Raw genomic sequence first — 21,590 nt, forward strand, 5'->3', positions numbered from 1 at the left:
CGGAAAGCGTCACCGATTGGTGGCCGTTTGGCCCTCAGCGATCCGGAACCGAAAGAGCATCTGCCTCCTTCGCGGATACCTGCAACGCCGCCCATGCGATAGGCGGTAGTGAAAGGCCCTCGTCCGGTTGATTCTGGTCGGGGGCCTTCGCCGTGTCCGGCTCGTGTGAGCGGTGCTGGGAAGACCGTTGCGGAGCATGCCGGGAGTGGCGGGGCCGGCGGAATGGCCGTAGGCCACCCGAAGGGCGAGCGTGAGCGAGTTCGGCCGGCGCCGCCACGACCTTTCATGATCATCACAGGCCACCGCGGACCCGGTAATGATCATTTAAGACCTGCACGGGACAAACACGCCACGGGGCTGGGCTGTTCACGGATAGCAGGCGGGCGGCTGAGCGGTTGGCGGTCGGCGGGGCCGGTGGGTGCGGCGGCTGGCCCTGGTCGGTGGGCGGTGGGTTGCGCGTGCCGTGTCGTACGGCGCGGGCCGGGACCGGCCTCCAGGCCGCATGCCCGGATCCGCTGGCCGGGCGGCACGGCGGGCGTCGCCCGCCGTGCCGCTGCGGGGAGCGGTGCCGCCCCTTGATACCCATAAGAATAATTCGGCAACTCAGCGGCGCGCCTTGGCGAGTGAGGGCCGCGATGATCGGTGTCTTCTTCGGATGAGTAGGAAGGAGGCTGCTGCTACGAGGGCGGACACGCCGATGCCGGTGGCGAAGGCCGCTATGAGGGAGTTGTCGTGGTCCATCTCTACGGCGACTGCTTTCGCGGTCCCCGGAGTGGAGGGGAACTGGAGGGTCGCTTCGGCGGTGTGTTCGGTCAGTCCGCTTTCGAGATGGATGCGGGCGTGCCACGGGCCATCGGGCACTTGTTGGGTCAGCGGCGCGGAGACGGATCCGACGTCGCCCGGTGCGAGGGTGGTACCCGTGGCGACCATGAACGGGCCAGCGTTGAGGCCGCCGTTGGAGAGGGTCAGTTCGCCGCTCAGGTCGAGTGCGCGGCCTCCGGTGTTGTGCACCTGGGCCAGGACGCTCTGTTGTCCGCTCAGCGATCGTTGGGCCGTGAGTGAGTCGATGGTGAAGTCGGCTGCTGGCGGATTGTCGCCGCCGACGGACAGATAGACCCGCACGCCGGTGCGGTTGATCTGCCGCAAGCCCCCTCCGGGCGGTGGGGCCTTGGTCACCTCCGCCCAGATCATCGCGTACCGCTCTCCGGGGGCGGCGTTCTTCGGCACGGCAATGGTCGCGGTGAGCATCGAGCGAGACTGCGGGGCCAGGGTCACGTCGGTTCGGCTCGTGCTGATCCAGGTGGACAGATCGTTGGCGGTGCGACCGGGAGCGAACTGAAATCTCCGGTCGCGGATCTCCCCTGCTGCCGGGTAGAGCGACACATGCTGGGTGAGGCTGCTCGTGTTGGACACCTCAACGCGCCGTTGGATGACCGAACCCGGCGTGAGGTGATCGACGATGTAGCGGCGGGCTCGTGAGTCGGCTCGCGCTTGGATAGGCGCGTCGACCAGGCGGATTCCGATGCCGTTTCCGCGTGTGTGGGCGGCTGCGGAGGCTGGCGCGTGCAACATGCTGGTGGCCGGAGCGAGGATTCCGGCCACCAGCAACCCGGCGAGGAGGTTGTGAAAACGCACGGTTGTCGTTGTCCCTGGTGGGGTCAGCCGACGGAGTGGGTGATGGTGCCGGTGTAGACACCGGCGACTTTGCCGGCCGGAATGGTCACGTTGACCGTGGGATTCCAGGTGGCGGTGTTGTCGCCGACGAGCTCGGTTCCGGTGAACGCGACGCGCGGCACGTTGATGATGCCGCCGGGGCCAGGCGTGAAGGTGCCTGTCCCCGTGGTGCCGGTGGCCGCACCCGGACTGTAGGTGACGTTGATGTTAGGGATCGTCTCGGGAGCGGTGGCTCCGCCGGTGGTGAAGTCGGTGCTGATGACACTGGCGCTCCAGGTACTGGCCAGGCCGCCGCGAGCGTCGGTCACCGTGACGGCGCCCATCTGTCCGGAGACGCTGGCGGCGCCGGAGGTGACGGAGCCCAGGTTCGAGGTGGCGGGCGCGTTGATCGTGAGGGCGCCGCCGGTGATCGTAAACGTGGTGGTCGTGTCGTCAGCCAGGGCTGGAAGGGCGGTCGTCGCGGCGAGGCCAAGGCCGATGGCTGCAGCAGCCACGGCAAACGGTTTACGCATCGTTGCTCCGATGTTCAAGCGAGGATGAGGTGAGAAGCGAGGGCATAGCTCGAATTAGTGGCCTTGAGTTCCAGGACTCCGACATGTCGCTACGTCTCGCAGTTGAAATATAACTTTCTGTAGTCAAGTCGAGATCAAGGGCGCGTCCGGGGCGTGTGGTGAAAGGGTGAGGAGTTCGAATCCACCCAAGGCGTCCCTGACTTCCGCTCAGGGTCACACGTTGGGGTACCGCGCCCCCATGCATGGGGGCGATCTGCCCATCCCAAGCCTGTTGGATTTCCAGGTCTCCGCTGGTTGCCTTCAGCATTGACAAGGTGATCCTTCTGGAAAGCGCCGGAGTTTCTTCGGCGATGATCACCGCAGGGATGCTAGGCATGTTCGGTAATGGCGTGGACCTGGAACGCTCCCCGCTCGCCGTCGTGGCACGTGGGATCTTGAGACCTGCGGCCCAAGGGCCCGCCGGGGGCCACTGGAGGCTCCTGGCCACGCGGTGGACGAAGGCGCCTGATGATTCTGAGACACGGTCGTCAGGCGCCTTCGTCCAGTACGCGTCTCCGGTGGGTCAAGGGGCGCCGCCGAGTCAGCAGCATGGCGCGCGGGGCCACGTGATCAGGTCACCGTGTGCGTGACGGTGCTGGGGGACTGGCTTGCCGTGTTACTCAGGGCGACCGCGCGGCGACTGGCGACGACCACTCATGGTGTGGCGTAGATCACACTGAATCCCTTTCTGTCGCGGGAATGCGGAGATCAATGGGGCGGAAGGGTCATACGGGTCTGCCTGTGGAGTGCTTACGCCCCGGTGCGTCGTGATTTCGTTTGTTTTCGTCTTTCTTATGGGGCGTCCGTAAGTGCGGTAATGGTGCCTGGGGCTGTGGGAACGCGGGAACTACGGAGGGTATATGGCTCGTTACTCAAACGTAGGAACTGTTCGATTACCCAGGGAGTTAGATGGCTCTACAAGGTGCGATTCCTGTCTCTCACGAGATGGTGTTCCCACATGGCTGCTATGTCGTGGGGGAGGTGTCCCCGGTGCTCGACTTCGACGCTTCGACCAAGGATCGTCCGGTTGCGGCGCGTGACAAGACGACCGGGGAGCTGATGTGGTCGGTTCCGGTGATGGATGCTGACCCGTCGTTGAAGGCGTCCGCTAAGGCGGTCGCGGTCAAGATCCTTTCCGGGGTGGAGCCGACGATTCCCGCTCCCCCGGCGTCGATGGCGGGGCTGCCGTTCGTGCCGGTGGTGTTCGACGGGCTGACGGTGACTCCTTACGTCGCGGCCAATGGCCGGATGGCGTATTCGTTCAAGGCCACGGGCCTGCGTGCCGCGCCGGATCAGGGCGCGAAGTCGGGCAGGGGCGGCTCGAAGGAAGCCGCCTGATGTCCGGGGCGGGGGTGCTCGCCTGCGGGCCGCTGGTGGTCGTGCCCTGTGGGAGGGGGGTCGGGCCGTCCACGGTGGCGGCTTGGCATAGACCGGGCTGTGGTGCGCCCGGCGCGTCTGCGGGGCGTATCCCCGCGTAACACGCTGCCTTGGTGCGGCTGTCGGTTTGGGGGCCGGTGGTCGTAGCGGCGGCTGCGCATCCGCGCTGCGCTGATCCGCGCGGGTCTTCTCTGGTCAGGTCTGCGGCTCCGCCTGTGGTTGCGGCGGTGACACGCGGCCGTCCGGCTTGGCGGTGTACGCGGTCGAACTGCGCGCCGTCGTCAGTTCCTGGAGATGGGCGGGCGGTGGTTGCGCTGTCCGCGTCACCTGTCCGTGTCGCCCTCCGGGACGTGCACAGCCTGTGTCCAACGGGATCAATCCCATGCACCAAGGGAGAAGCATCATGTTCAAGCCGTCCACGCAGCTGGCCGCCTCCATCCTCGCCGCGCTCGGGGTCTTTATGGCAGCTGCCGGTCCGGTCAACGCGCAGAGCAGCACGGCGCGGGGCTCGGCGTCGGTGTGCCGGACGATCCAGGTCGTCGGGGGCCGGGTCGCCGTTCGCGACTTTCCTTTCGTCAACGGTCTGATCTTGCGGATTGTGTCGCGTGGCTCTGTCTTCACGAGCTGTGAGCTCGTGCATCCGAGCGGGTCCGGCTACGGCAGCAAGTGCGGGCGGGCCGGTTACGACTGGTACAGGGTCGTGTCGGGTCGCCGGACCTTCAACGGAAGCCCGTACGGCTACGTGGCCGCCACCTGCGTGCGTGTGGTGCAGCAAGCGCGCGCGGTGAGGTGATCAGGAACACCGCGCCGTAGAGGTCTGGGGAGCTGCCCGTGAGGGTCGGTGCCGATCGGGCGGCTTTCCGGACACGCGTCATGACCTGCCGTTGGTTCGGCGTCCCTTTCTCTCGATCGCGTTGAGCGGTCTGTCCTCCCGGTTCGGGAATCCTCCTGTGGAAGGTGCGTGCTTCGTGCTCCGCAAACTGCCTGGTGATCATGTCGAGAACGTCGTCTCGACCCGTCCGGACACCTCGATTCACTACCGGCCGCTGGTGGTGCGAACCCCCGGCATCGTGTTCCTGTTCGGCCATCTGTTCAAGCTGTTCTCGGCGCTGGGGCGGATGGTGTGGCGGCATCCGATGGCATGCGCGCTGTGGGGGGCGGCGGGCGCGTATCTGTACGTCTTCGGCTGGAAGGCCATGCTGCTGGCGCTGGCGCTGGAGGCGTGCCTGCTGGGGATCTGGGGGTCGGTGTGGCCGCGTTCGTTCGCGCGGTATGTCCGCTGGCCGCTGGTGAGCTGGTGGCGCTGGTTGGTGGTGTATCGGCGTCGCTGGCGGGGGGTGATGGCGGTCTCCGGCCTGGGACATTCGGTCGGGGGGCGGGGTTTCCTGCCGGATCTGGCGCGAGTGCAGTCGGGGCCGTGGGCCGACAAGGTCACCGTGAAGATGCTGGGCGGTCAGTCGGATGAGGACTGGGCCACGAAGGGCGGGAATCTGGCGCATGGGTTCGGCGCGGTGTCGTGTCAGATGGCGGTCCTCAAGCCGGGATGGCTGCTGCTGTCCTTCCCACGTCGGGATGCGTTGGCGGAGCCGATCGCGGCGCTGCCGTATCCGGTGAGCACGAGTGTGCGCAAGGTCGAGATCGGGCTCGATGAGACCGGGCGGCGGTATTGGCTGAAGGTGCACGGAACGCATGTGCTGCTGGCCGGGGCGACCGGGGCCGGGAAGGGCTCGTGGCTGTGGTGCATCGTGCGGGGGCTGCTGCCCGCCGTCGCGGAGGGGCTGGCGGAGCTGTGGGCGCTGGATCCCAAGCTTATGGAGCTGTCCTACGGTATGCCGCTGTTCCACCAGTACGCCTCTTCGCCTACGGCGTGCGCGCTGCTGCTGGAACGAGCGGTGGAGGTGATGCAGGAACGCGCGGAGCGGTACGCGGGGGTGCGGCGTGATCACGTGCCGACGAGCAGGGACCCGTTCATCGTGGTGATCGTGGATGAGGTGGCTTTCCTGACCGCCTACCAGCCCGATCGCAATCTCAAGGCGCGGATCATGGCGGCGCTGTCCACGCTGACCACGCAGGGGCGCGCGGTGGGCATCGGCGTGGTGGCCGCGCTTCAGGACCCGCGTAAGGACGTGCTCAACATCCGCAATCTGTTCCCCGACCGGGTCGCGCTGCGACTGGATGAGGCCGAACAGGTGGACATGGTGTTGGGCGACGGGGCGCGGGATCGGGGCGCGCTGGCCGATCAGATCGCCCGCGATCCGAACAATCCGCAGGTCGGGGCGGGCATCGGGTTCGTCCGGCTGGAGAACCGGCCGCAACCGATCCGGGTCCGGGCGGCCTACGTCAGCGACGCCGACATCAGGGACATGGTCCATCAGTACGGGGCGGCTGGGGAGGCGGAGTGAGGTACGAGGAGATCTTGTACGGGCTGCGCTGCGCGGCGTGTGGCGAAGAGGATCAGTTGGTCTTGGACGTGGTGCGGGTGCTGGTGGAGTGCCGGTGCTGCGGGGCGCGGACCCTGGCGGGCCTGCTGGAGGAGGACTTGCCGGGCGAGGAGTTCGGCGAAGAGTTCGACACCGGCTCCGGCACGGAGATGGACGCGGAGAGGGGGATCGTGTGATCGCGGTTCGCAGGCGGGGGGTCGTCGCGGCGGTGGTTGGTGTGTGGCGGCGGTCGGTCGCCTTCGTCAGGGCGTGGTGGCGGGCGCTGGTCGTGTTCTGGCTGGCGGGCACGTTCCTGGCGTGTGTCTGGGTGGTGGGCTGGCGCACGATGGCGGTCTGGCTGCTCGGCGCGGTCTGGTTGCTCGGGGCGGTGAGCTACGCCGTGGTGACCTGCCCGGACATGTGGCCGCTGTGGTCGCCACGCTTGGCTCGGTGGGCTCGCCCGGTGCTGGGCTGGTGGCGGCGGGTGGTGGTGTATCAGCGCCGGGTGCGGGCGGTGATCGCGATTGCGGGGCTGGCCGGGCCGATCAGCGGGCGGCGGTATCTGCCTGGTCTGCTCAAGGTCACTTCGTGTCAGTACGCGGATCCGGTGGCGGTCGCGATCTTGGTGGGTCACGACCAGGACGGGGCGGCGTGGTTGGACGGGTTCGGGGCGGTGAGCTGCCAGGTTTCGTTTCCCTCGCCGGGGCGGGTGGAGCTGACCTTCGTGCTCCGTGAGGCGGGGGCGGAACGGGACGGGCACGCAGGTGTCGATGTCGGTACCGAGGGCGGCAGCGGGGTCGGGAGCGTGGGCGGCGTCGACTTCGACGCCGAGATCGGCGGGGAGAGGGGGGCTGCTTGACGGTCGGTGCCGTTGAGGGGGTGCCGCGTGCGCTGGCGGGTGCGCGGCTCCTGTCCTCCGAAGTAGCCGAACTGGTGGCCATCGAGAACGGGGTGTGCATCCGGCCTCTGGCGTTTCGGGTGCTGGATGTGGAGGGCGGTCAGAGCCGGATCGTGAACGTGGCGTGCGGGGCGCGGTTGGACAGTAAGTGTCCGCCGTGTGCCAAGCGCAACCGGCTGGCGCGGATGGCTCAGTGTCGCGAGGGCTGGCATCTGGAGGAGGAGCCGGTTACCGGCTCAAGCGGGGATGGCGGGCAGGTCAAGGAATCGGCCGGCAGTTGCATGATCGATTCCGCGGGAGAGGTTCAGGGCGGGGATGGCGCTCGGCGGGTGCGGTCCACACGGCGTCGGCAGGATGCGCCGAATCTGCCCAAGCGGGATCAATCGGCGAGCACGCTCGGGCGGACGTTCACCACGTCGGAGGGGAAGGTGTTGCGGCCGTCGATGTTCGTCACGCTGACGCTGCCGTCTTATGGGCGGGTGCGCGGCGGGGTGCCGGTGGATCCGGAGAGCTATGACTACGGGCGGGCGGCGCGGGATGCGTTGCACTTTGCCAAGCTGGTGGATCGGTTCGTGCAGAATCTTCGCCGGGTGGCGGGGTTCGATGTGCAGTATTTCGCGGCGGTGGAGTTTCAGAAGCGGCTGACGCCGCATCTGCACATGGCGGTTCGGGGGACGTTGCCGCGTGCGGAGTTGCGTCGGGTGGTGGAGGCGACCTATCACCAGGTGTGGTGGCCTGCGGTGGATCGGGTCGTCTACGACGGCGGTCACTTGCCGGTCTGGCGGGACGGGGCGGGCTATGTCGATCCGGGCATGGGTGAGGCGTTGCCGACGTGGGATGAGGCGTTGGACCGGCTTGGGGAGGACTCCGAGGCGGTTCCGGTGCATGTGGCGCGGTTCGGCGCTCAGGTCGATGTGCAGGGGGTGCTGGCGGGGAGCAAGGACGCTGACACGTGCATCAGGTATCTGGCCAAGTACGTGACTAAGAGTGTCAGTGAGGGGGCGCTGACGGCTCAGGGGTCGGCCGGGCGGGCTCGGCGTGCGCACGTGGCCCGGTTGATGGAGGCGCTGCGGTTCGAGCCGTGTTCGCCTGCGTGCGCGAACTGGCTGCGCTACGGGGTGCAGCCTAAAGACGCCAGGGCGGGCCTGGTGCCGGGTCGGTGCCGGAACAAGGCGCATCGGGCGGAACATCTCGGTTACGGCGGGCGGCGGGTGCTGGTCAGCCGTAAGTGGTCGGGCAAGACGCTGGGTGCGCATGTGCGGGATCGGCGGGCCTGGGTGCTGGAAGCGCTCGGCATCGAGGTGGAGGCGTCGGACCCTCAGCGGTTCGTGTGGGAGCTGCTGAGCCCGTCAGACCGGGACGTGCCTCCGCTGCGTCTGCGGCTGATGTCGCTGGTGGCTGAACGGCAGCGATGGCGAAGGGAGATGGAACGGGCGAAATCGGGGCCGGGAGAGTTGGAGGTGGTGCGATGATGCAACTGCCGTTGCCGGGTCTGGAGGACTTGGCGTGCGGGGCGGCGGGGTCGGTTCACGAGGAGGGGCGCACGAGGATGGGCAGCGCCGAAGGCACGACTTCAGGTGGGGATACCGAGGATGGCGGTCGGCGGTCAGCCATCACGGAGCCGGGGGCGGGTGGGAGGGCCGCCGACAGCGCGCGGCAGAGCAACCCCCCTGTCGATGATCATGGTCGGGGAGACGAGAGCGGGACGGGCAGGTCGCGGCGGCGTACCCAGCGCGCCCGCGAAGCCGTGGAGGACCCTGCGCCGACGGGGGCCTCTGGCGCTGATCGGTTGTCGGCGGAAGATCGCGAATGGGCGCGGCGTGCTGCGGCGGCGATCGGCCCGCTTGCGGAGGAAGATCGGGATTACCTGGCGCTGGTCTTCGGCAACCGTCGCCGGTAGGGCTCGCGTGTGATCGATGCCCCGGGGATCGTCTTCCGGGGCATCGCCGCGTGTGCAGGTCAGGCGGCTTGCGGGGTGGTGCTCTCTGGGGGCTGGTTGGCCGGGGGCTGGTGCTTGTCGATGCGGACGCGTTCACGGATGGGGACACCGCGTCTGCCGCGTCCGACCGGTAGAACCGTGACGCTCACCATGCGGCGGCAGATCTCCCGCTGTTCGCCGAGACTGAGTTCTTCCCATGCCTCCTCGATGTTCGCGACACCGATCAACTTGGCGACGGGGTTGGTGTTCTGCAGGGCTCGGTCAAGTGCGGCCTTGGCCGCGTCGAGCTTCTTACGCCGTTTGATGGTCCGGGCCTTCATCTGCGTCTTGGTGATCTCGTCGTCTTCGTATTCCTCGCTGATCTCGATCAGCCGTTGCTCGTGCTTGGCGATCTCGGCGCGCAGCGTCGGCACGTCCGCCGTCTTCTTGCCGGGCTCGTGCCCGATGATCTCGGCGGGGTCAGAGAGCGTGATCAGCTCGTGGATCGTCGCGGCCACCAACAGGTCAAGGTCTGCGGCGGCAACCGAGACGTGTCCGGGACCCGTGATCACGCACCGGTAATGCCGCTCCTCATCGATGCGGAGGACGTCCCCCGTCTCACGGTCCTTGACCTTGCGGCGCTTGTTCTGCGCGCGCAGCCTGTCACCGCACGGGCAGTTGTAGATGCATGACCCCAGCAGGACCGGGGCCGTGCCCACGTGGTTGGTGCGCCGGTCGGGGTCGGTCAGCTTGCGCACCAATGCCCAATAGTCCTCGGGGTCAACAATCGGGTCACCGGGAAGAGTCCCCACCACATCATCCGGGGTGTAGTGCCGGGGCCGGGTGACCTCCTCCTGCTGGCTCTTCTCGCTGTCGTCGTTGTCCTCGTAGTCGTCGGCGTCCACTGGGGTGACGTGGTCACGCCCTGGCCGGTAGACGGTCAGACCCGCGTTACGCGGGCGTAGCAGCATGGCCCGTGCCTCAGCCGCTGAGAACGGCTTGCCGCTGACGGTGATCACGCCTGCGCGTCTCATGTCGCGGGCTACTTCCTTCATGGATACGCCAGTCAGCGCCACGGCGGTGTAGTGGGCGATGTGCTCGGCTTCCTCGGGGCGGTGTGTGATTCCGTCGGGCTCGAACCCGTAGGCGCGGCGCCCACCGCCGAACCGCCCCTCCTCGGCCTGCTCCTGACGCTTGCGGGAGACCCGCCGTGCGGTGTCGCGGGATGCCTGGTTCGCGATAGCGCAATGGATCCGAGCGGAGGTGATGTCGGTGTCGTTGGCCATGCGCAGACTGCCGGTACAGGACCCCACCACGATGCGAGGGCGGGAACCCTCGACCACGTCAATCAGGTCTTCGAGGTCACGCGGGTCACGAACGGTGCGGTCAAGGTGGTAGGTCATGAACCGCCGGTAGGTGCCCTTGCTGAGCAGTTCCAACGCGCGCCGGAACTTCGGGCGGACCGTGCGGAGCTGGATTTCCCCAGAGGGGAGCTTGATCTTCCGACGCTTGAAAGCGCTCGTGTCGTTCTCCACAAGGATCATGCCCACGCGCCACCCACTACGAGTCGCGCTTCTGATGGTGTCCTGGACCTGGCGGGCTACGCCGTTGATGTCGCCGGGGTCAGCATCGGAGATCCGGACAAGCAACAGGGCGGCCCCAGACGGGCGGACATCCGCCGTCCAGACCTCCCCGCGCGGGTCCCACTGGCCGGGGATGTCGTTGACGCTCATTGATGCGCCCTCGCGCATCGCCACCCTGATTGCCGTGATACGCGCCTGCTCGTCGGGGGCAAGAGCGGGGTTCTGGACCTTGCGTGCCATCCGGCTACATCCTCTCTGACCTGGGCTTTCACCTGTAATTCTACCCAATAGAACTGTCATAACTCATGGTTGGGGAAGTCGACGCTGCTGCACTGCCTGGCCGGAATCTTCACCCCGGACAGCGGCGAGGTGTGGTTCGACGGGCGGCGCCTGGACACGCTGAACGACGGCCGCCGCAGCGAGTTACGGCGCAGCGCCTTCGGCTTCGTCTTCCAGTTCGGCCAGCTCGTGCCGGAGCTGACCGTGGCCGACAACGTGGCGCTGCCGCTGCTGCTCGGCCGTACCCGCCGCCGTCGTGCCTACGCGCGGGCCGCCTCCTGGCTGGAACGGCTGGAGCTGGCCGACCTGGGCGGCCGGCGTACGGGGGAGCTGTCCGGCGGGCAGACGCAGCGGGTGGCCATCGCCAGAGCGCTGGTGACCGGGCCGCGGGTCGTCTTCGCCGACGAGCCGACCGGCGCGCTCGACTCGCTCACCGGCGAGCACGTGATGGAGCTGCTGGTGAGCCTGGCCCGCCAGGAGGGCACCACCGTGATCGTGGTGACCCACGACGCCCGGGTGGCCGCCTGTGCCGACCGGGAGGTCGTCGTCCGCGACGGCCGGGTCACCGACCCGTACGCCAGCGGGATCGTCCGATGATCCGGCTGGGCCTGCGGCTGTCGCTGAGCAGCGGCAGGGAGGCGGCAGCAAGGCTGGCGCTGATCGTCGGCGGGGTGGCGGCCGGTGTCGCGGTGCTGCTGGGCACGCTGTCACTCTTCAACGCCTTCCAGGCCACCAACGACCGCCAGTGCTGGGAATGCACGCGCGGCACCGCCCCCAACGGCTGGGCCCTGGACGCCACCGCCGACGGCGCGCTGTGGAACCTGCACGAGGACTACTACGCCGGCCAGACGATCACGAGGCTGGACGCCGCCGCGCTCGGCGCCCGGGCACCGGTCATCCCCGGCCTGTCCCGCATGCCCGCTCCCGGCCAGTACTACGCCTCGCCCGCGCTGGCCAGGCTGCTGGATTCGGCGCCGCGCGAGCGACTCGCCGATCGCTTCCCCGGCACCCGTGCCGGGCTGATCGGCGAGGCCGGGCTGTCCGGGCCCGACGAGCTGGCCATCGTGGTGGGGCGGACATCGGGGCAGGTCGCCGCCATGCCCGGCGCCGCGCAGGTCGACACGGTGGCCACCGGGCCCGCGACCGATGGCTACGCCGACATCTACCGGTTCGGCTTCGGCGTGGGCGCCATCGCGCTGGTCGTCCCGCTGCTGGCGCTCGTGGGCACCGCCACCCGGCTGGCGGCCGCCCGCCGTGAGACCCGCCTGGCGGCGATCCGGCTGGTGGGCGCCACCTCCCGGCAGATCAACGTGCTGGCCGCGGTGGACGCCGCATTGGGCGCGCTGCTCGGCGCGCTGGCCGGCCTGGCGCTCTTCCAGGTCGTACGGCCCGCGCTGGCCGGGGTGCGGATCACCGGTGTCCGCTTCTTTCCCGAGTTGATCGCCCCACATCCTTGGCAGTACGCGGCCGTGCTCGCCTGCGTGCCGGTCGCCGCGGCGGGCGCCGCCCTATGGTCGCTGCGCAGGGTGCGGATCTCACCCCTCGGAGTGGCCAGGAAGGGCGCGGCGCCTGCGCCGAGGGCGTGGCGGGTGATCCCGCTGTTGGCCGGGCTGGGGCTGTTCGCGGGCCCGGTGTTCCGCGGCGGCAACGACCTCGACACCGTGCTGGCCGTGGCGGGGCTCGCCCTGATCATGGTCGGGCTGATCCTGGCCGGTCCCTGGCTGACGATGCGGGCCGCTCGCCTGGCCGCCCGGCGGACCCGGAGCGCGGCGACGCTGCTGGCCGCGCAGCGGATGGCCGCCGACCCCAAGGCCGCCTTCCGCGCGGTGAGCGGGCTCATGCTGGCGGTGTTCGTCGGTACGGCGCTCGCCGGCATCGTCCCCGCGGTGCTGTCCGGCCAGCGGGCCGTGGCCGGGGGAGCGCTGAACCACGTACTGCGCGCCCAGTTCGACCGGCCCGGCAGCGCGGGGCTGTCCCAGCAGGCGCAGAAGGATGTGCTCGCCCGGCTGCGCGGCTTCCCGGGCGTGGACATACTGCCGATCTACGCCTTGGCGGAGCCGGCGGCCGCCCCTATGCCCACGGACGGCCCGCCGCCCCCGCGAACCGCCGTCGAATGCGCGAGCCTGGCCCGCTTCCCCGTGCTCGGGCGGTGCCCGGCGGACGCGCACGCCGTGGCGGGCGTCTTCAACCGCGTGGCCGGCGCCGACAACCCGCTCACCATCGACAAGATCCTGCCCGTCGCGGGAGCCGGCAGCCGATCCGTCTCCTCCACCACCGGCCTCGCCATGGAGGCGATCCTGATCTCCACGGCCGACCCGGCGGCGGTGGAGCGGCTCCGCACGCTGCTGGCCGAGCACACCGTCGAAGCCCCGATGACCTTCGCCGAGGTCGCCCAGGTCAGAGCCACCCTGTACACCCAGGGCCAGAACATCGCGCTGGCCGTCGTCGCCCTGACCCTCATCGTCGGCGGCTGCAGCCTCGTGGTGGCGGTCGGCGGCGGGCTGGTCGAACGCCGGCAGCCGTTCACCCTGCTGCGGCTGGCCGGCACCCCCACCCGGACCCTGGCCGGAGTGGTGCTGCTGGAGTCCGCGCTGCCGCTCGTCCTGGCCGCCGTGCTCGCAGCCGGCGCCGGTTTCGGCGTGGCCGAACCGCTCATCGGCCAGCTCGCGATGAAGAAGGCCGCCCTGGCGCTGCCCGGCCCTGTCTACTTCGCGACCGTCGGCGGCGGCCTGACCGCCTCCCTGCTGGTGATTCTCGCCGGCCTGCCGCTGCTCAGGCGCCTGACCGCGCCCGACAACGCCCGTTTCGAATAGGAGCCACATGAAGCTCATACCGCGACCGGCCGTGCTGGTCGCGCTGTTCGTGCTCGCCTCCTCCGTGGTAGTGAACGCGACCGCGCCGTCCGCCGCTGCCGCCGACGAGCGCTACTCCGCCACGATCCGGCGCACCGAGTACGGCATCCCGCACATCTCCGCCAAGGATTACGGCGGCCTCGGGTTCGGGTACGGCTACGCCTTCGCGCAGGACAACCTGTGCGTGCTGGCCTCGTGGGTGGTGACCATGCGGGGCGAGCGGTCCCGCTACTTCGGCGCCACGGCCATGTCCGACGACCCGGTCCGCCCGGTCACCAACCTGTCCAGCGACGTCTACCGAGATGCGGGCTAGTGCTCCTGTCTTCAGGCGGGATGGTGTAGGCCCACGTGTGAGTGCCCTCTGGGGCGTGAGCGTGCAGTGATCGAAACTGCTTGCGACGCTTCAATCACGTACGGTAAGGTTTCCGTGATTGAACGGGCAAGCGATAACCAAGCTGGCCGTGAGATCGCTTCCTGGATTCACCGGTATGACGAGGCCGCCGGACGGGCGGTGACAGGACGTGGAGACTTGCCGGTAGGCGGGTCAGTGAGGCGTCAAGCATCCTGTTCCACAGCACGTGCTGCTTACGCGGCACGGACTGCTGCGTAAGCAGCACGGGAATCCCCGCCTCTTCAGGGCGAGGAGCACGTCAAACCTCGCGCTACGGCCCGGTGCTCGTCGTCGGCCAGACCCACAAGGTCGCGTACGTGCTGGCCGACGTCAGCGCCGCCAACCTGCGCGAGGCCTGCCGGACGCTGGGCGACTGGAACGGGCGTGCCACTCTCGACGGCCAGGGGGCCATTTTGTGGCGGGAGTTCTACACCCGGCTCGAGCGTCCCACCAAGCCGGGAGAGCCCAGGTTCAGTCCCTGGCGGGTGCCGTTCGATCCCGCGCGTCCGCTGACCACCCCTCGGGGGCTCAAGGGCGAGGATCCGACGGTCCGGCAGGCCTTGGCCGACGCCGTGCTCTTCTTCCAGACCAACCGCGTCCCCCTGACGCTGACTCCGGGCCAGGCGCAGCGCTACGCCTCGATCCCGCTTCCCGGCTGCACCGAGGGAGAGGGCTGCTTCTAGCCGTCGAGGCGCACGGTGACGGTGACGCGGCCCGCTCCGTCACGCCGGGCGACCGCGTGCCCGGTGCGGTCGGCGCCGTCCAGGTCCAGCGATATCGGGCCGCCCTCGTCCAGGAAGTTGCGCCACCACTTCTTGGCGTCCGGCATCTGCACGCCGATGGTGACGACGTCGTCCGCCCGCCGGTAGGCGACGGGTGTGCTGAAGACACGTCCCGAGCGACGTCCTGTGTAGGTGACGATCGTGAGGTGTTTGCGCACCAGCCTGCCCCAGCGAGGAGAGGAGCGCAGCGCGCTCGCGCAGGCGTTGACACGGGTGACCACTTGCTTCGGCAGGGGTCCTTTGTAGGGCACGAATCCTCCATCCCGGTAACTGGAGTGGGTTATCCAGTTACCGGGATACCGTAGCACGGTAACTGGAGCGACCCCTCCACCTGAAGGGCCTATCGTCCGCGACGCAGCCCGCGCAGGAAGTTCCACAGCGCGGAACGGGGCGCCCCTTGACCGGTGGCGGCCTCACCCGCCGGGGACGGCTGCACGTCCACGGGAGCGGGGGCGGTCGCGGGGACGTGGGGGCTGGCGAGTTCGTACTGGACGGGCAGGGACCGCAGCGCCCGCATGAAGGGAGAGGGGCGCCAGGGCAACTGGTCGGCCGGTAGCGCCAGCTTCATCTTGGAGAACCTGTTGAAGAGCCGGCGTACGGCGATGGTGGTGATCTGGGTCGCGAGCCGCTGACCCAGGCAGCTGTGCGGCCCCGCGCCCCAGGCGAGATGAGCGCGGGTGCTGCGGATGGCCTGCCGATCGATCGCCCCGGCGAATCGCGGGTCGGCGTGCGCGCCCGCGACCGAGAGCATGACCGGATCCCCGGCGGCGATCGTGTAGTTGCCCAGTTTCACGTCCGTCATCGGGAACCGGAAGGTCAGGTTGGCCATCGGCGGATTGAGCAGGGCGACCCGGTTGACCGTCTCGTCGATCGAACCCACGGACAGGCTCTCCCGGACATCCGGATTGGAGATGACCTCGACGACCACGTTGCAAACGAGGCTGGCGGTGAAGTCCAGCAGGCCGGGCAGCATGAGCAGCTCGCGGGCCAGCTCGTCCAGCGTGAAGTCCGGCTTCGCCTCGATCATGTAGGAGGGCAGGTCGTCGCCGGGGCTCTCACGCTTGCTCGCCGCGAGCTCCGTCATGGCCGCGTACAGCCGCTCGAACGCCGCGGGCGCGTCCGGCCCGGCGTCGATCATCCGCCAGAGATCCATCACGACGTCCTCGCCACGTGAGGCGGCGAAGCCGAGCATGCGGTTGGCGACCATCAGGGGGAGTGGCCGCGCGTACTGCGCCGCCAGATCCGCCCATCCCGTGGCACCGCCCTCCGCCAGCGTGTCGAGGAGGTCGTCGGCGTACCGCACGATCGAACGTTCCAACTGCTGCGCCTGGAGGTGGCCGGGGTTCTGGAACGGCGCGAGCGCGCTGGTCCACGCGCCCCGCAATTCGCGCTGCGTCGCGCCCTCCTGGAAGGCCGAGCTGTTGACCTGGAAGACGGGCAGCAGCGGCCAATCCGCCGGTAGCCGCCCCTCGATGTTGGCCTGCCACCTGTCGACGTGCTTGCTCCAGATGCCGCCCGTGTTCTGCAGGACGCGCAACACTTCCTCATAGCCAAGGACGAACCAGACCGGCACCCCGAGGAGGTCGACCGGGGCGACCGGTCCGTACGTGGCGCGCAGGCGCTCGTGCACGAGCGCGGGATCAGCGTCGTATTCCCTGGTCAGCAGCGGTTCAATAGGCGTCGACGGTGATGTTTGCGCAGGCTGCTGGGGCCACGGGCCATGGGTCACGGGGACGAACTACCTCTCTGGTTGCTCCCGTCGCCACGTCGGTGCAGACGTAACAGCACGAGTGATGCGCTCTGGGAGCTTTCGGCCGATTCACATAAGAGGTCAGTAAGCATCACGTATCCCGCTGGTCATGGCAAGGCTCCAGCCTGATGGACCGCTCCGGGAGTGCCAGCTCCTTAACTGCGGCTGGGCCTGCTGCAAGAGGGGACGACGAAAGCATCGAGGCCCTGTTCATGACCACCTTTCGGACCGCCTCTCGAGAGGACACGCTGATGTCGTCTCCGCGCGGCATTGGATCCCCTGGTGTTCGGCGCGCGGGATCGTCCCCATGGCGTACGCGGCCTTCGCCTTCGTCGAACGTGGACAACACCGGCGAGGCCCGCGGCGGCGCGCATCCGCGAGCGGCCCTGGAGTCGGCGATACCCGGCCACACGGGCGCCTGGTCCCCCGCACCCGGAGCGCTATCGGTCTCGCGCCCCGAGGCTGGCCTGATCGGCGGCGGTACGGCCCGCCGCCCAGCCCTCCCGGTCCCAGGACGTGCGGACCGCATGCGAGACCAGGTTCGGGAACATGCGCTCGACCGCCTGCTCCACCTCCTGTTCGCGGGCCGCCAGCACCGGCACCAGGTCGGTGCCCCGGCTGGCGCTCTCCTGCGAGACCGCGGCCGCCGTGGCCTCGGCGAGCCGCTCCCCGATCCTGGAGGCGAACGCCGACAGGAACGACTGGCGGAACGTCTTATTCCTCGATCGGCCGGTGCCGTGCTTTCTGGTGCCCGAGTTCACCAGCGCGGTCTGCGCCTGCACCAGCAGCGAGGTGAACAGCATCTCCACCCAGGACAGGTCCGCCCAGAACCCCAGCACAGTGGCGAACCCCAGCTCCTTCGACCAGATCACCCGGCACCTGTTGGCCTCGGCGATGAGAACGAGCAGCACGGCCTTGGGCTGCTCGTACGGCGCGTCGATGCCGACCCGGATGCCCGCCGGGGCCTCACCTCCGCCTGGTTGCGCGTCCAGCATCGCCGCGTCGATGCTGTACTTCGCCATCAAGCTCTGCGCCGCCGACATGAACGTCTCCGCCTCCGCCTCGTACGCCGTCGACTCCGCCTTGGCAAGCAGCGCCCGCACCCGCCCGAGCGTCTTCTCACTGACCACGTGCGAGCGTGCCTGGACCGTACGGCGAGCGGCCCCGGGCGGCGGGCTCAACGACTCCAGCCGGGGCAGCCCGGTCAGCAACCCCAGCAGTTCCAGCACACCGGAGACGGTCACCAGACGGCCGGCCCCGTCGCGCGCCTGCCGCGCCGCCAGGTAGCCGCCCTTCCACCACACCGCGGCCTCCAAGCCGGCGAGTTGGTCGCGCCAGCGCTCATCAACCGTGGCCGGCTCATAGGCCCGCATCTCCCAGGCGATGAGGTCGGCCGCCGCCCGCCCGTGCCAGTCGGTCAGCCGCCTGGCCGCGATCCTCACCACGTCGGCGGGCTGCCAGCCGTTCCGCCACAACCCCGAGATCGCACGGGTCACGACCTCCACCAGCACGCGATCGGCGTCGTCCCGGTCGGCCAGGAAGGCGGCAGCGGAGTCGAAGGCCGCCTGATCCTCGCTGGCAAGCGCCTCCATCGCCGCGCCGATCAGCTCATTGGCCTTGCTCACACGTGCCGTCCACCTTATAGAAAGTCCGCCAGAACCCTACCGTGACGGAGCACCGTCCCCTGCTCACCGGCGCGGCGGAAGGCGGCGAGGTCCAGACCGACCCCGGCTGTGTTGTCGTCCCGACCGGCGCAAGTCGGCTTGAGTCCCGGTCCTCAAGCTGCGGAGAATGCTTGTCCGCTCTTATGCCACCCAGTGCAGGGCACGCTGGGGCGTGCCAGCATCGTGCTGACCGCCGGCACCTACGTTTCGGTGTTGCCGCAGCTGTATCACGACAGCGCCAAGCGGCCGCGCGGCTGGTGCTGAAGGCGGTGCGGGGGGGCGGCGGGCCCAAGCACCCCGCCTACCGGGCGATCGAGGAACTGGGCCGCACGGTACGTACGGCGAGTGGCAGAAGCGGCCCACCGACGCCGACCGGCGGGCCCTGTCGCCACTGTTCTGGACCCACGTGAACCCCTACGGCCGAGTCGAGCTGGACATGAACTCCCACCTCGACCTCGCCACGCGGTGGCGGCCACTCTTCCCGGCCCCCGAACCCCGCCCGAGGCGGTCGTACGGCGGTTCTCGATCAGATTGATCTCGGGCTGGGATGTGCCGGCGCCAGCATGTCTGCGCCTTCACTTCCAGGCCAGATGCCTCATTCAGGTGGTGAGACCGGCGCTGGTCAGCCAGATGTGTTCGCAGGTCGAAGATGCCTTTTGTAAATTCTCGCGGGATTCCTGCGAGGCGTGGTAGAAGGTCCGCTCGATCATCCAGCACAGGGCGCGTGCCATCGCTGACGCTTGTTCTGGTTCGGTGCCGGCCTGAACGCCGGCTCGTTCCAGGACAGCGGTGATGGCCGTGATGAACAGGTCAGCCGTGTGGCTCCACAGCTCGCCGATCTCCGGCACGGTCAACGACAGATCGATCGCCGTGCGCATGACCAGACCGTGCTCATCCCACAGCTCAACCGTGCGCTGCATGGCTGCTGCGATGGCCTGGCGCGGCTCGTCGGTCTCTGCAGTGGCCCGGGACCGCTCCCACAGATGCTCAACGGTTCGGGCCACGAGTGCCGTGACCACTTCTTGTTTGGAGCCGAAGTAAAAATACAGGGCGCCGCGGGTGATACCGGCGCCCTGAGCTATGTCGCCGACAGTCATGGCGTCGTAGCCCTTTTGCACCAGTAGAGTTTCGCAGGTGTCCAGAATGGCCCTCTCCCGGACATCGCCCTTGCGTTCGGTGGCGCGCCGGCTCCGCGCGGAGTGGTGGCTGGGCATCAGAGCTGAGCACCCTCGGCAAAGTCGGTCGTACGGGAGAGGGGCTCCCATGCGCGGATGTCCTCGTCCACAGCCTTGCGCGCGGCAGTGACCAGTCGCAGCGCATCCGAGCCAAGGACGAGGTGGGCCGGCGGCTGGTCGACCGACGCGATGTGCACGACGGCCTCCCCGCCCTTGGCCGGATCGCCCAGCTGGTTCCCGCTGGCCTTCTGCCTCGCCTCACGGATGGGGGTGAACAGCTCGTCGTAGTCGTCGATGGACCGCGCGGTGCGTGTCATGGACCGTCCGGCCCAGTCGGTGCGGAAGGAGCCGGGCTCGATCGCCGTCACATGGATCCCGAACTGTGCGACCTCCTTGCCCAGTGCCTCGAGGATGCCTTCCAGGGCGAACTTGCTGCCGCAGTAGGCGGACATGCCGGGCACGGCCATCAGCCCGCCCATGGAGGTGACGGCCATCAGGTGCCCGCGGCGCCGCCGGCGCATGTGGGGCAGGGCCGCCTGCAGCGTGGCCACTGTCCCGAACACGTTGACCTCGAACTGCCGCCGCACGTCGGCCAGCGGCGTCTCCTCGAAGGTGCCCTCCAGGCCGTAGCCCGCGTTGGCAATGACGACATCCAGGGGGCCGACGCTCTGTTCCACCTCCGTGATCACACTCGAGACGGCGGCGTCGTCGGTCACATCCAGGATGCGGCCGTGAGCGTACCCGGGTTTGAGCCCTTCGAAGGCCCGCAGGTCCTCCTCGGAGCGGACCGTGCCGACGACGGTGTGACCGGCGGCCAGGGCGGCTTGGGCGAAGGCACGTCCAAGGCCCGTGCTGACGCCGGTGATGAGCCAGTTCTGCCTCTGCATTGTTCCTCCTGAGGAGACTCGCGAGGAGTTGGACTGCTCCCCATCTCAAAGTCTACACAGTGTCGATTTTTATCATCACCACGTAGATTCTGACAGTGCTTGCGGGACCGCCCCGGCCTCGGTCAGGCGGCGGGCGGTCTCGAAACCACTGCCGTTCTGGTGCCTCGGGCGGTGGCTGTGGGGGAGGCGTCCGAAACTGGCGGTCTCCCTTCGGCCTCCCAATTGGATGCGGCAAGGTCACGGCGTACCAGTGCGCCGTGGACGGCAGGTGCGAGTCCATGCAGACCCGATGACAGCGTCGCGCTGCTCAACCTGCCGCTGGTGGTGCTCACCGACCGCGGCTGCGCCTCGGCGTGCGAGCACTTCAGCTCCGCCGTCCAGGTCCGACGCCGCCAGGTCCCCCAGTCCGTCGCCCCGATTCCTAGGTGCCCGAAGCGAAGGCCAGGGAGCTCATGGTCACCTTGTGGTACACGAGGCGGGCGCGTGCGGGGCGGCGGGCCCCGTACATGACGCGTCACGACCGACCGTTGTCTTCCTCTCCCCGCAGGGGGCATCCCTCTCAAAGAACCCCAGCCACCACGGACCGAGACGGTTGTGTGACGAATCCCCCGGGGGACCGTCAGGTGGCCGGGTCGGCGATGCGGTCGAGCCACTCTTCCAGGAGGCGCTGCTCCGGGTCGGTCAGGACGGTGGTCCGGGGCAGGACGGCGCGCAGGGTAACCGCGGCGGTGACCGGGCCTGGAGGCGTGGCCGCCGGAGCGTCGGTGGTGATCGCGGCGATGACCGCCTCGCGGGCGAGGACGGACAGCTCCAGATCGCGACGGTCCGCGGGCATGGTGATCAGGGTGACCGTAGCCCCCAGGCCGGCGGCCTGGACGAGGTGGGCGGCGCGTTCCTCGCTGACGCGCAGCCGGCCCGCTTCGGCGATCCGGCGGATGTGCGTGGCGAGGACCTTTTCGCCGGCGACGGCGGCGGGCGGGGCGGCGACGTCCCCGAGGCGGGGCTCGTTCATGAGCAGGTACAGGGCCGGGTTGGCCAGGCCGAACCCGATATGCAGGTCCCAGCCGGCACGGAGATCCTCGACCGGGTCGGCGGTCGGCTCCCGGTCGGTCTTGCTGCTCAGGTAGGCGGCGAAGCCCTCGGCCGCGACCGCGTCGAGCAGGCCCCGCATGTCGCCGAAGAGCCGGTAGATGGTCGGCGCCTGCACTCCTGCTGCGGCGCCCACCGCACGCGTCGACGCGGCCTCCCGGCCGCCCTCGGCGAGCAGCTTGGCCGTGGCGGCGAGGATGCGTTCGCGAGGGCCGCCCCCGGCGTCGACGTCATCGGCATCCATGGTGGCAACGATAACAGATTCGCGTTAGCATCACTATTTATCGGTGATAACGTCCG

At 69.0% G+C, this 21,590-nt stretch carries 19 protein-coding genes; 10 read left to right on the forward strand and 9 right to left on the reverse strand.

The features are described 5' to 3' along the window. Window positions 1–603 precede the first annotated feature (603 nt). A complete protein-coding gene (locus ACGFJ2_RS44560; protein WP_393478914.1) occupies window positions 604–1,635 on the reverse strand; it encodes a peptidase in 1,032 nt (343 codons plus the stop codon). Window positions 1,636–1,658: 23 nt separating this feature from the next. After that, window positions 1,659–2,204, reverse strand: a complete 546-nt coding sequence (locus tag ACGFJ2_RS44565; RefSeq protein ID WP_393478916.1) for a hypothetical protein — start codon at window positions 2,202–2,204, stop codon at window positions 1,659–1,661. A 1,011-nt stretch (window positions 2,205–3,215) separates the two neighbouring features. On the opposite strand from ACGFJ2_RS44565, the gene ACGFJ2_RS44570 reads away from it, so the two are divergent. The 6 genes from ACGFJ2_RS44570 to ACGFJ2_RS44595 all read left to right on the forward strand — a co-directional run bounded on the left by ACGFJ2_RS44570 (window position 3,216) and on the right by ACGFJ2_RS44595 (window position 8,392). Next, window positions 3,216–3,563 (forward strand): plasmid replication, integration and excision activator, encoded by a 348-nt coding sequence (locus ACGFJ2_RS44570; RefSeq protein WP_393478919.1) that lies wholly within the window; start codon window positions 3,216–3,218, stop codon window positions 3,561–3,563. A gap of 442 nt (window positions 3,564–4,005) precedes the next feature. After that, the gene (locus ACGFJ2_RS44575; RefSeq protein ID WP_393478921.1) at window positions 4,006–4,395 is read left to right on the forward strand and encodes a hypothetical protein; all 390 of its coding nucleotides are present in this window, start codon (window positions 4,006–4,008) and stop codon (window positions 4,393–4,395) included. Window positions 4,396–4,570: 175 nt separating this feature from the next. Further along, window positions 4,571–6,004, forward strand: a complete 1,434-nt coding sequence (locus tag ACGFJ2_RS44580; RefSeq protein ID WP_393478923.1) for an FtsK/SpoIIIE domain-containing protein — start codon at window positions 4,571–4,573, stop codon at window positions 6,002–6,004. After that, on the forward strand, window positions 6,001–6,219 hold the full coding sequence (locus ACGFJ2_RS44585; protein ID WP_393478925.1) for a hypothetical protein: 219 nt from the start codon (window positions 6,001–6,003) through the stop codon (window positions 6,217–6,219). Before ACGFJ2_RS44580 ends, ACGFJ2_RS44585 begins: the two co-directional genes overlap by 4 nt. Further along, window positions 6,216–6,881: a hypothetical protein gene (locus tag ACGFJ2_RS44590; protein WP_393478927.1), complete on the forward strand. Its 666-nt coding sequence runs from the start codon at window positions 6,216–6,218 to the stop codon at window positions 6,879–6,881. The genes ACGFJ2_RS44585 and ACGFJ2_RS44590 overlap by 4 nt, the downstream gene beginning before the upstream one ends. Continuing rightward, window positions 6,878–8,392, forward strand: coding sequence for a replication initiator (locus ACGFJ2_RS44595; RefSeq protein ID WP_393478930.1), 1,515 nt, complete (start codon window positions 6,878–6,880; stop codon window positions 8,390–8,392). The genes ACGFJ2_RS44590 and ACGFJ2_RS44595 overlap by 4 nt, the downstream gene beginning before the upstream one ends. Before the next feature lie 487 nt (window positions 8,393–8,879). On the opposite strand, the gene ACGFJ2_RS44600 is transcribed toward ACGFJ2_RS44595, so the two are convergent. Continuing rightward, window positions 8,880–10,661: a recombinase family protein gene (locus ACGFJ2_RS44600; RefSeq protein WP_393478933.1), complete on the reverse strand. Its 1,782-nt coding sequence runs from the start codon at window positions 10,659–10,661 to the stop codon at window positions 8,880–8,882. Between the two features lie 69 nt (window positions 10,662–10,730). Between ACGFJ2_RS44600 and ACGFJ2_RS44605 the strand changes: the two genes are divergently transcribed. The 4 genes from ACGFJ2_RS44605 (at window position 10,731) to ACGFJ2_RS44620 (ending at window position 14,626) form a co-directional block, all read left to right on the forward strand. Continuing rightward, on the forward strand, window positions 10,731–11,297 hold the full coding sequence (locus tag ACGFJ2_RS44605) for an ABC transporter ATP-binding protein (RefSeq protein ID WP_393478936.1): 567 nt from the start codon (window positions 10,731–10,733) through the stop codon (window positions 11,295–11,297). After that, window positions 11,294–13,513, forward strand: coding sequence for an FtsX-like permease family protein (locus tag ACGFJ2_RS44610; protein WP_393478939.1), 2,220 nt, complete (start codon window positions 11,294–11,296; stop codon window positions 13,511–13,513). The genes ACGFJ2_RS44605 and ACGFJ2_RS44610 overlap by 4 nt, the downstream gene beginning before the upstream one ends. Window positions 13,514–13,520: 7 nt before the next feature. Beyond that, window positions 13,521–13,865, forward strand: coding sequence for a penicillin acylase family protein (locus ACGFJ2_RS44615; protein ID WP_357958838.1), 345 nt, complete (start codon window positions 13,521–13,523; stop codon window positions 13,863–13,865). Window positions 13,866–14,224: 359 nt separating this feature from the next. Further along, window positions 14,225–14,626, forward strand: coding sequence for a penicillin acylase family protein (locus tag ACGFJ2_RS44620; RefSeq protein ID WP_393478942.1), 402 nt, complete (start codon window positions 14,225–14,227; stop codon window positions 14,624–14,626). Here ACGFJ2_RS44620 and ACGFJ2_RS44625 read toward each other — a convergent pair. From ACGFJ2_RS44625 to ACGFJ2_RS44650, 6 genes are all read right to left on the reverse strand, one after another. Further along, window positions 14,623–14,976 (reverse strand): hypothetical protein, encoded by a 354-nt coding sequence (locus ACGFJ2_RS44625; protein ID WP_357958832.1) that lies wholly within the window; start codon window positions 14,974–14,976, stop codon window positions 14,623–14,625. The genes ACGFJ2_RS44620 and ACGFJ2_RS44625 overlap by 4 nt on opposite strands. A gap of 89 nt (window positions 14,977–15,065) precedes the next feature. Further along, window positions 15,066–16,355: a cytochrome P450 gene (locus ACGFJ2_RS44630; RefSeq protein ID WP_357958828.1), complete on the reverse strand. Its 1,290-nt coding sequence runs from the start codon at window positions 16,353–16,355 to the stop codon at window positions 15,066–15,068. A gap of 560 nt (window positions 16,356–16,915) precedes the next feature. After that, entirely contained in the window at window positions 16,916–18,100 is a 1,185-nt protein-coding gene (locus ACGFJ2_RS44635) for a DUF2786 domain-containing protein (RefSeq protein ID WP_393478946.1), read from the reverse strand. 638 nt (window positions 18,101–18,738) lie between these two features. Next, on the reverse strand, window positions 18,739–19,353 hold the full coding sequence (locus tag ACGFJ2_RS44640) for a TetR/AcrR family transcriptional regulator (RefSeq protein WP_357958820.1): 615 nt from the start codon (window positions 19,351–19,353) through the stop codon (window positions 18,739–18,741). After that, entirely contained in the window at window positions 19,353–20,201 is an 849-nt protein-coding gene (locus ACGFJ2_RS44645; protein ID WP_357958817.1) for an oxidoreductase, read from the reverse strand. The genes ACGFJ2_RS44640 and ACGFJ2_RS44645 overlap by 1 nt, the downstream gene beginning before the upstream one ends. Window positions 20,202–20,820: 619 nt before the next feature. Continuing rightward, complete coding sequence (locus ACGFJ2_RS44650) at window positions 20,821–21,534, reverse strand: TetR/AcrR family transcriptional regulator (RefSeq protein WP_357958814.1); 714 nt, start codon at window positions 21,532–21,534, stop codon at window positions 20,821–20,823. Window positions 21,535–21,590: the final 56 nt, after the last annotated feature.

The organism is Nonomuraea sp. NPDC049028 (assembly GCF_043197735.1).
Lineage (GTDB): Bacteria > Actinomycetota > Actinomycetes > Streptosporangiales > Streptosporangiaceae > Nonomuraea.

Bases quoted from the DNA above. Each gene is read 5' to 3' on its own strand.
- ACGFJ2_RS44575 (WP_393478921.1), top strand. From the start codon at position 4,006: ATGTTCAAGCCGTCCACGCAGCTGGCCGCCTCCATCCTCGCCGCGCTC.
- ACGFJ2_RS44600 (WP_393478933.1), bottom strand. From the start codon at position 10,661: ATGGCACGCAAGGTCCAGAACCCCGCTCTTGCCCCCGACGAGCAGGCG.
- ACGFJ2_RS44610 (WP_393478939.1), top strand. From the start codon at position 11,294: ATGATCCGGCTGGGCCTGCGGCTGTCGCTGAGCAGCGGCAGGGAGGCG.
- ACGFJ2_RS44615 (WP_357958838.1), top strand. From the start codon at position 13,521: ATGAAGCTCATACCGCGACCGGCCGTGCTGGTCGCGCTGTTCGTGCTC.
- ACGFJ2_RS44640 (WP_357958820.1), bottom strand. From the start codon at position 19,353: ATGCCCAGCCACCACTCCGCGCGGAGCCGGCGCGCCACCGAACGCAAG.
- ACGFJ2_RS44645 (WP_357958817.1), bottom strand. From the start codon at position 20,201: ATGCAGAGGCAGAACTGGCTCATCACCGGCGTCAGCACGGGCCTTGGA.
- ACGFJ2_RS44650 (WP_357958814.1), bottom strand. From the start codon at position 21,534: ATGGATGCCGATGACGTCGACGCCGGGGGCGGCCCTCGCGAACGCATC.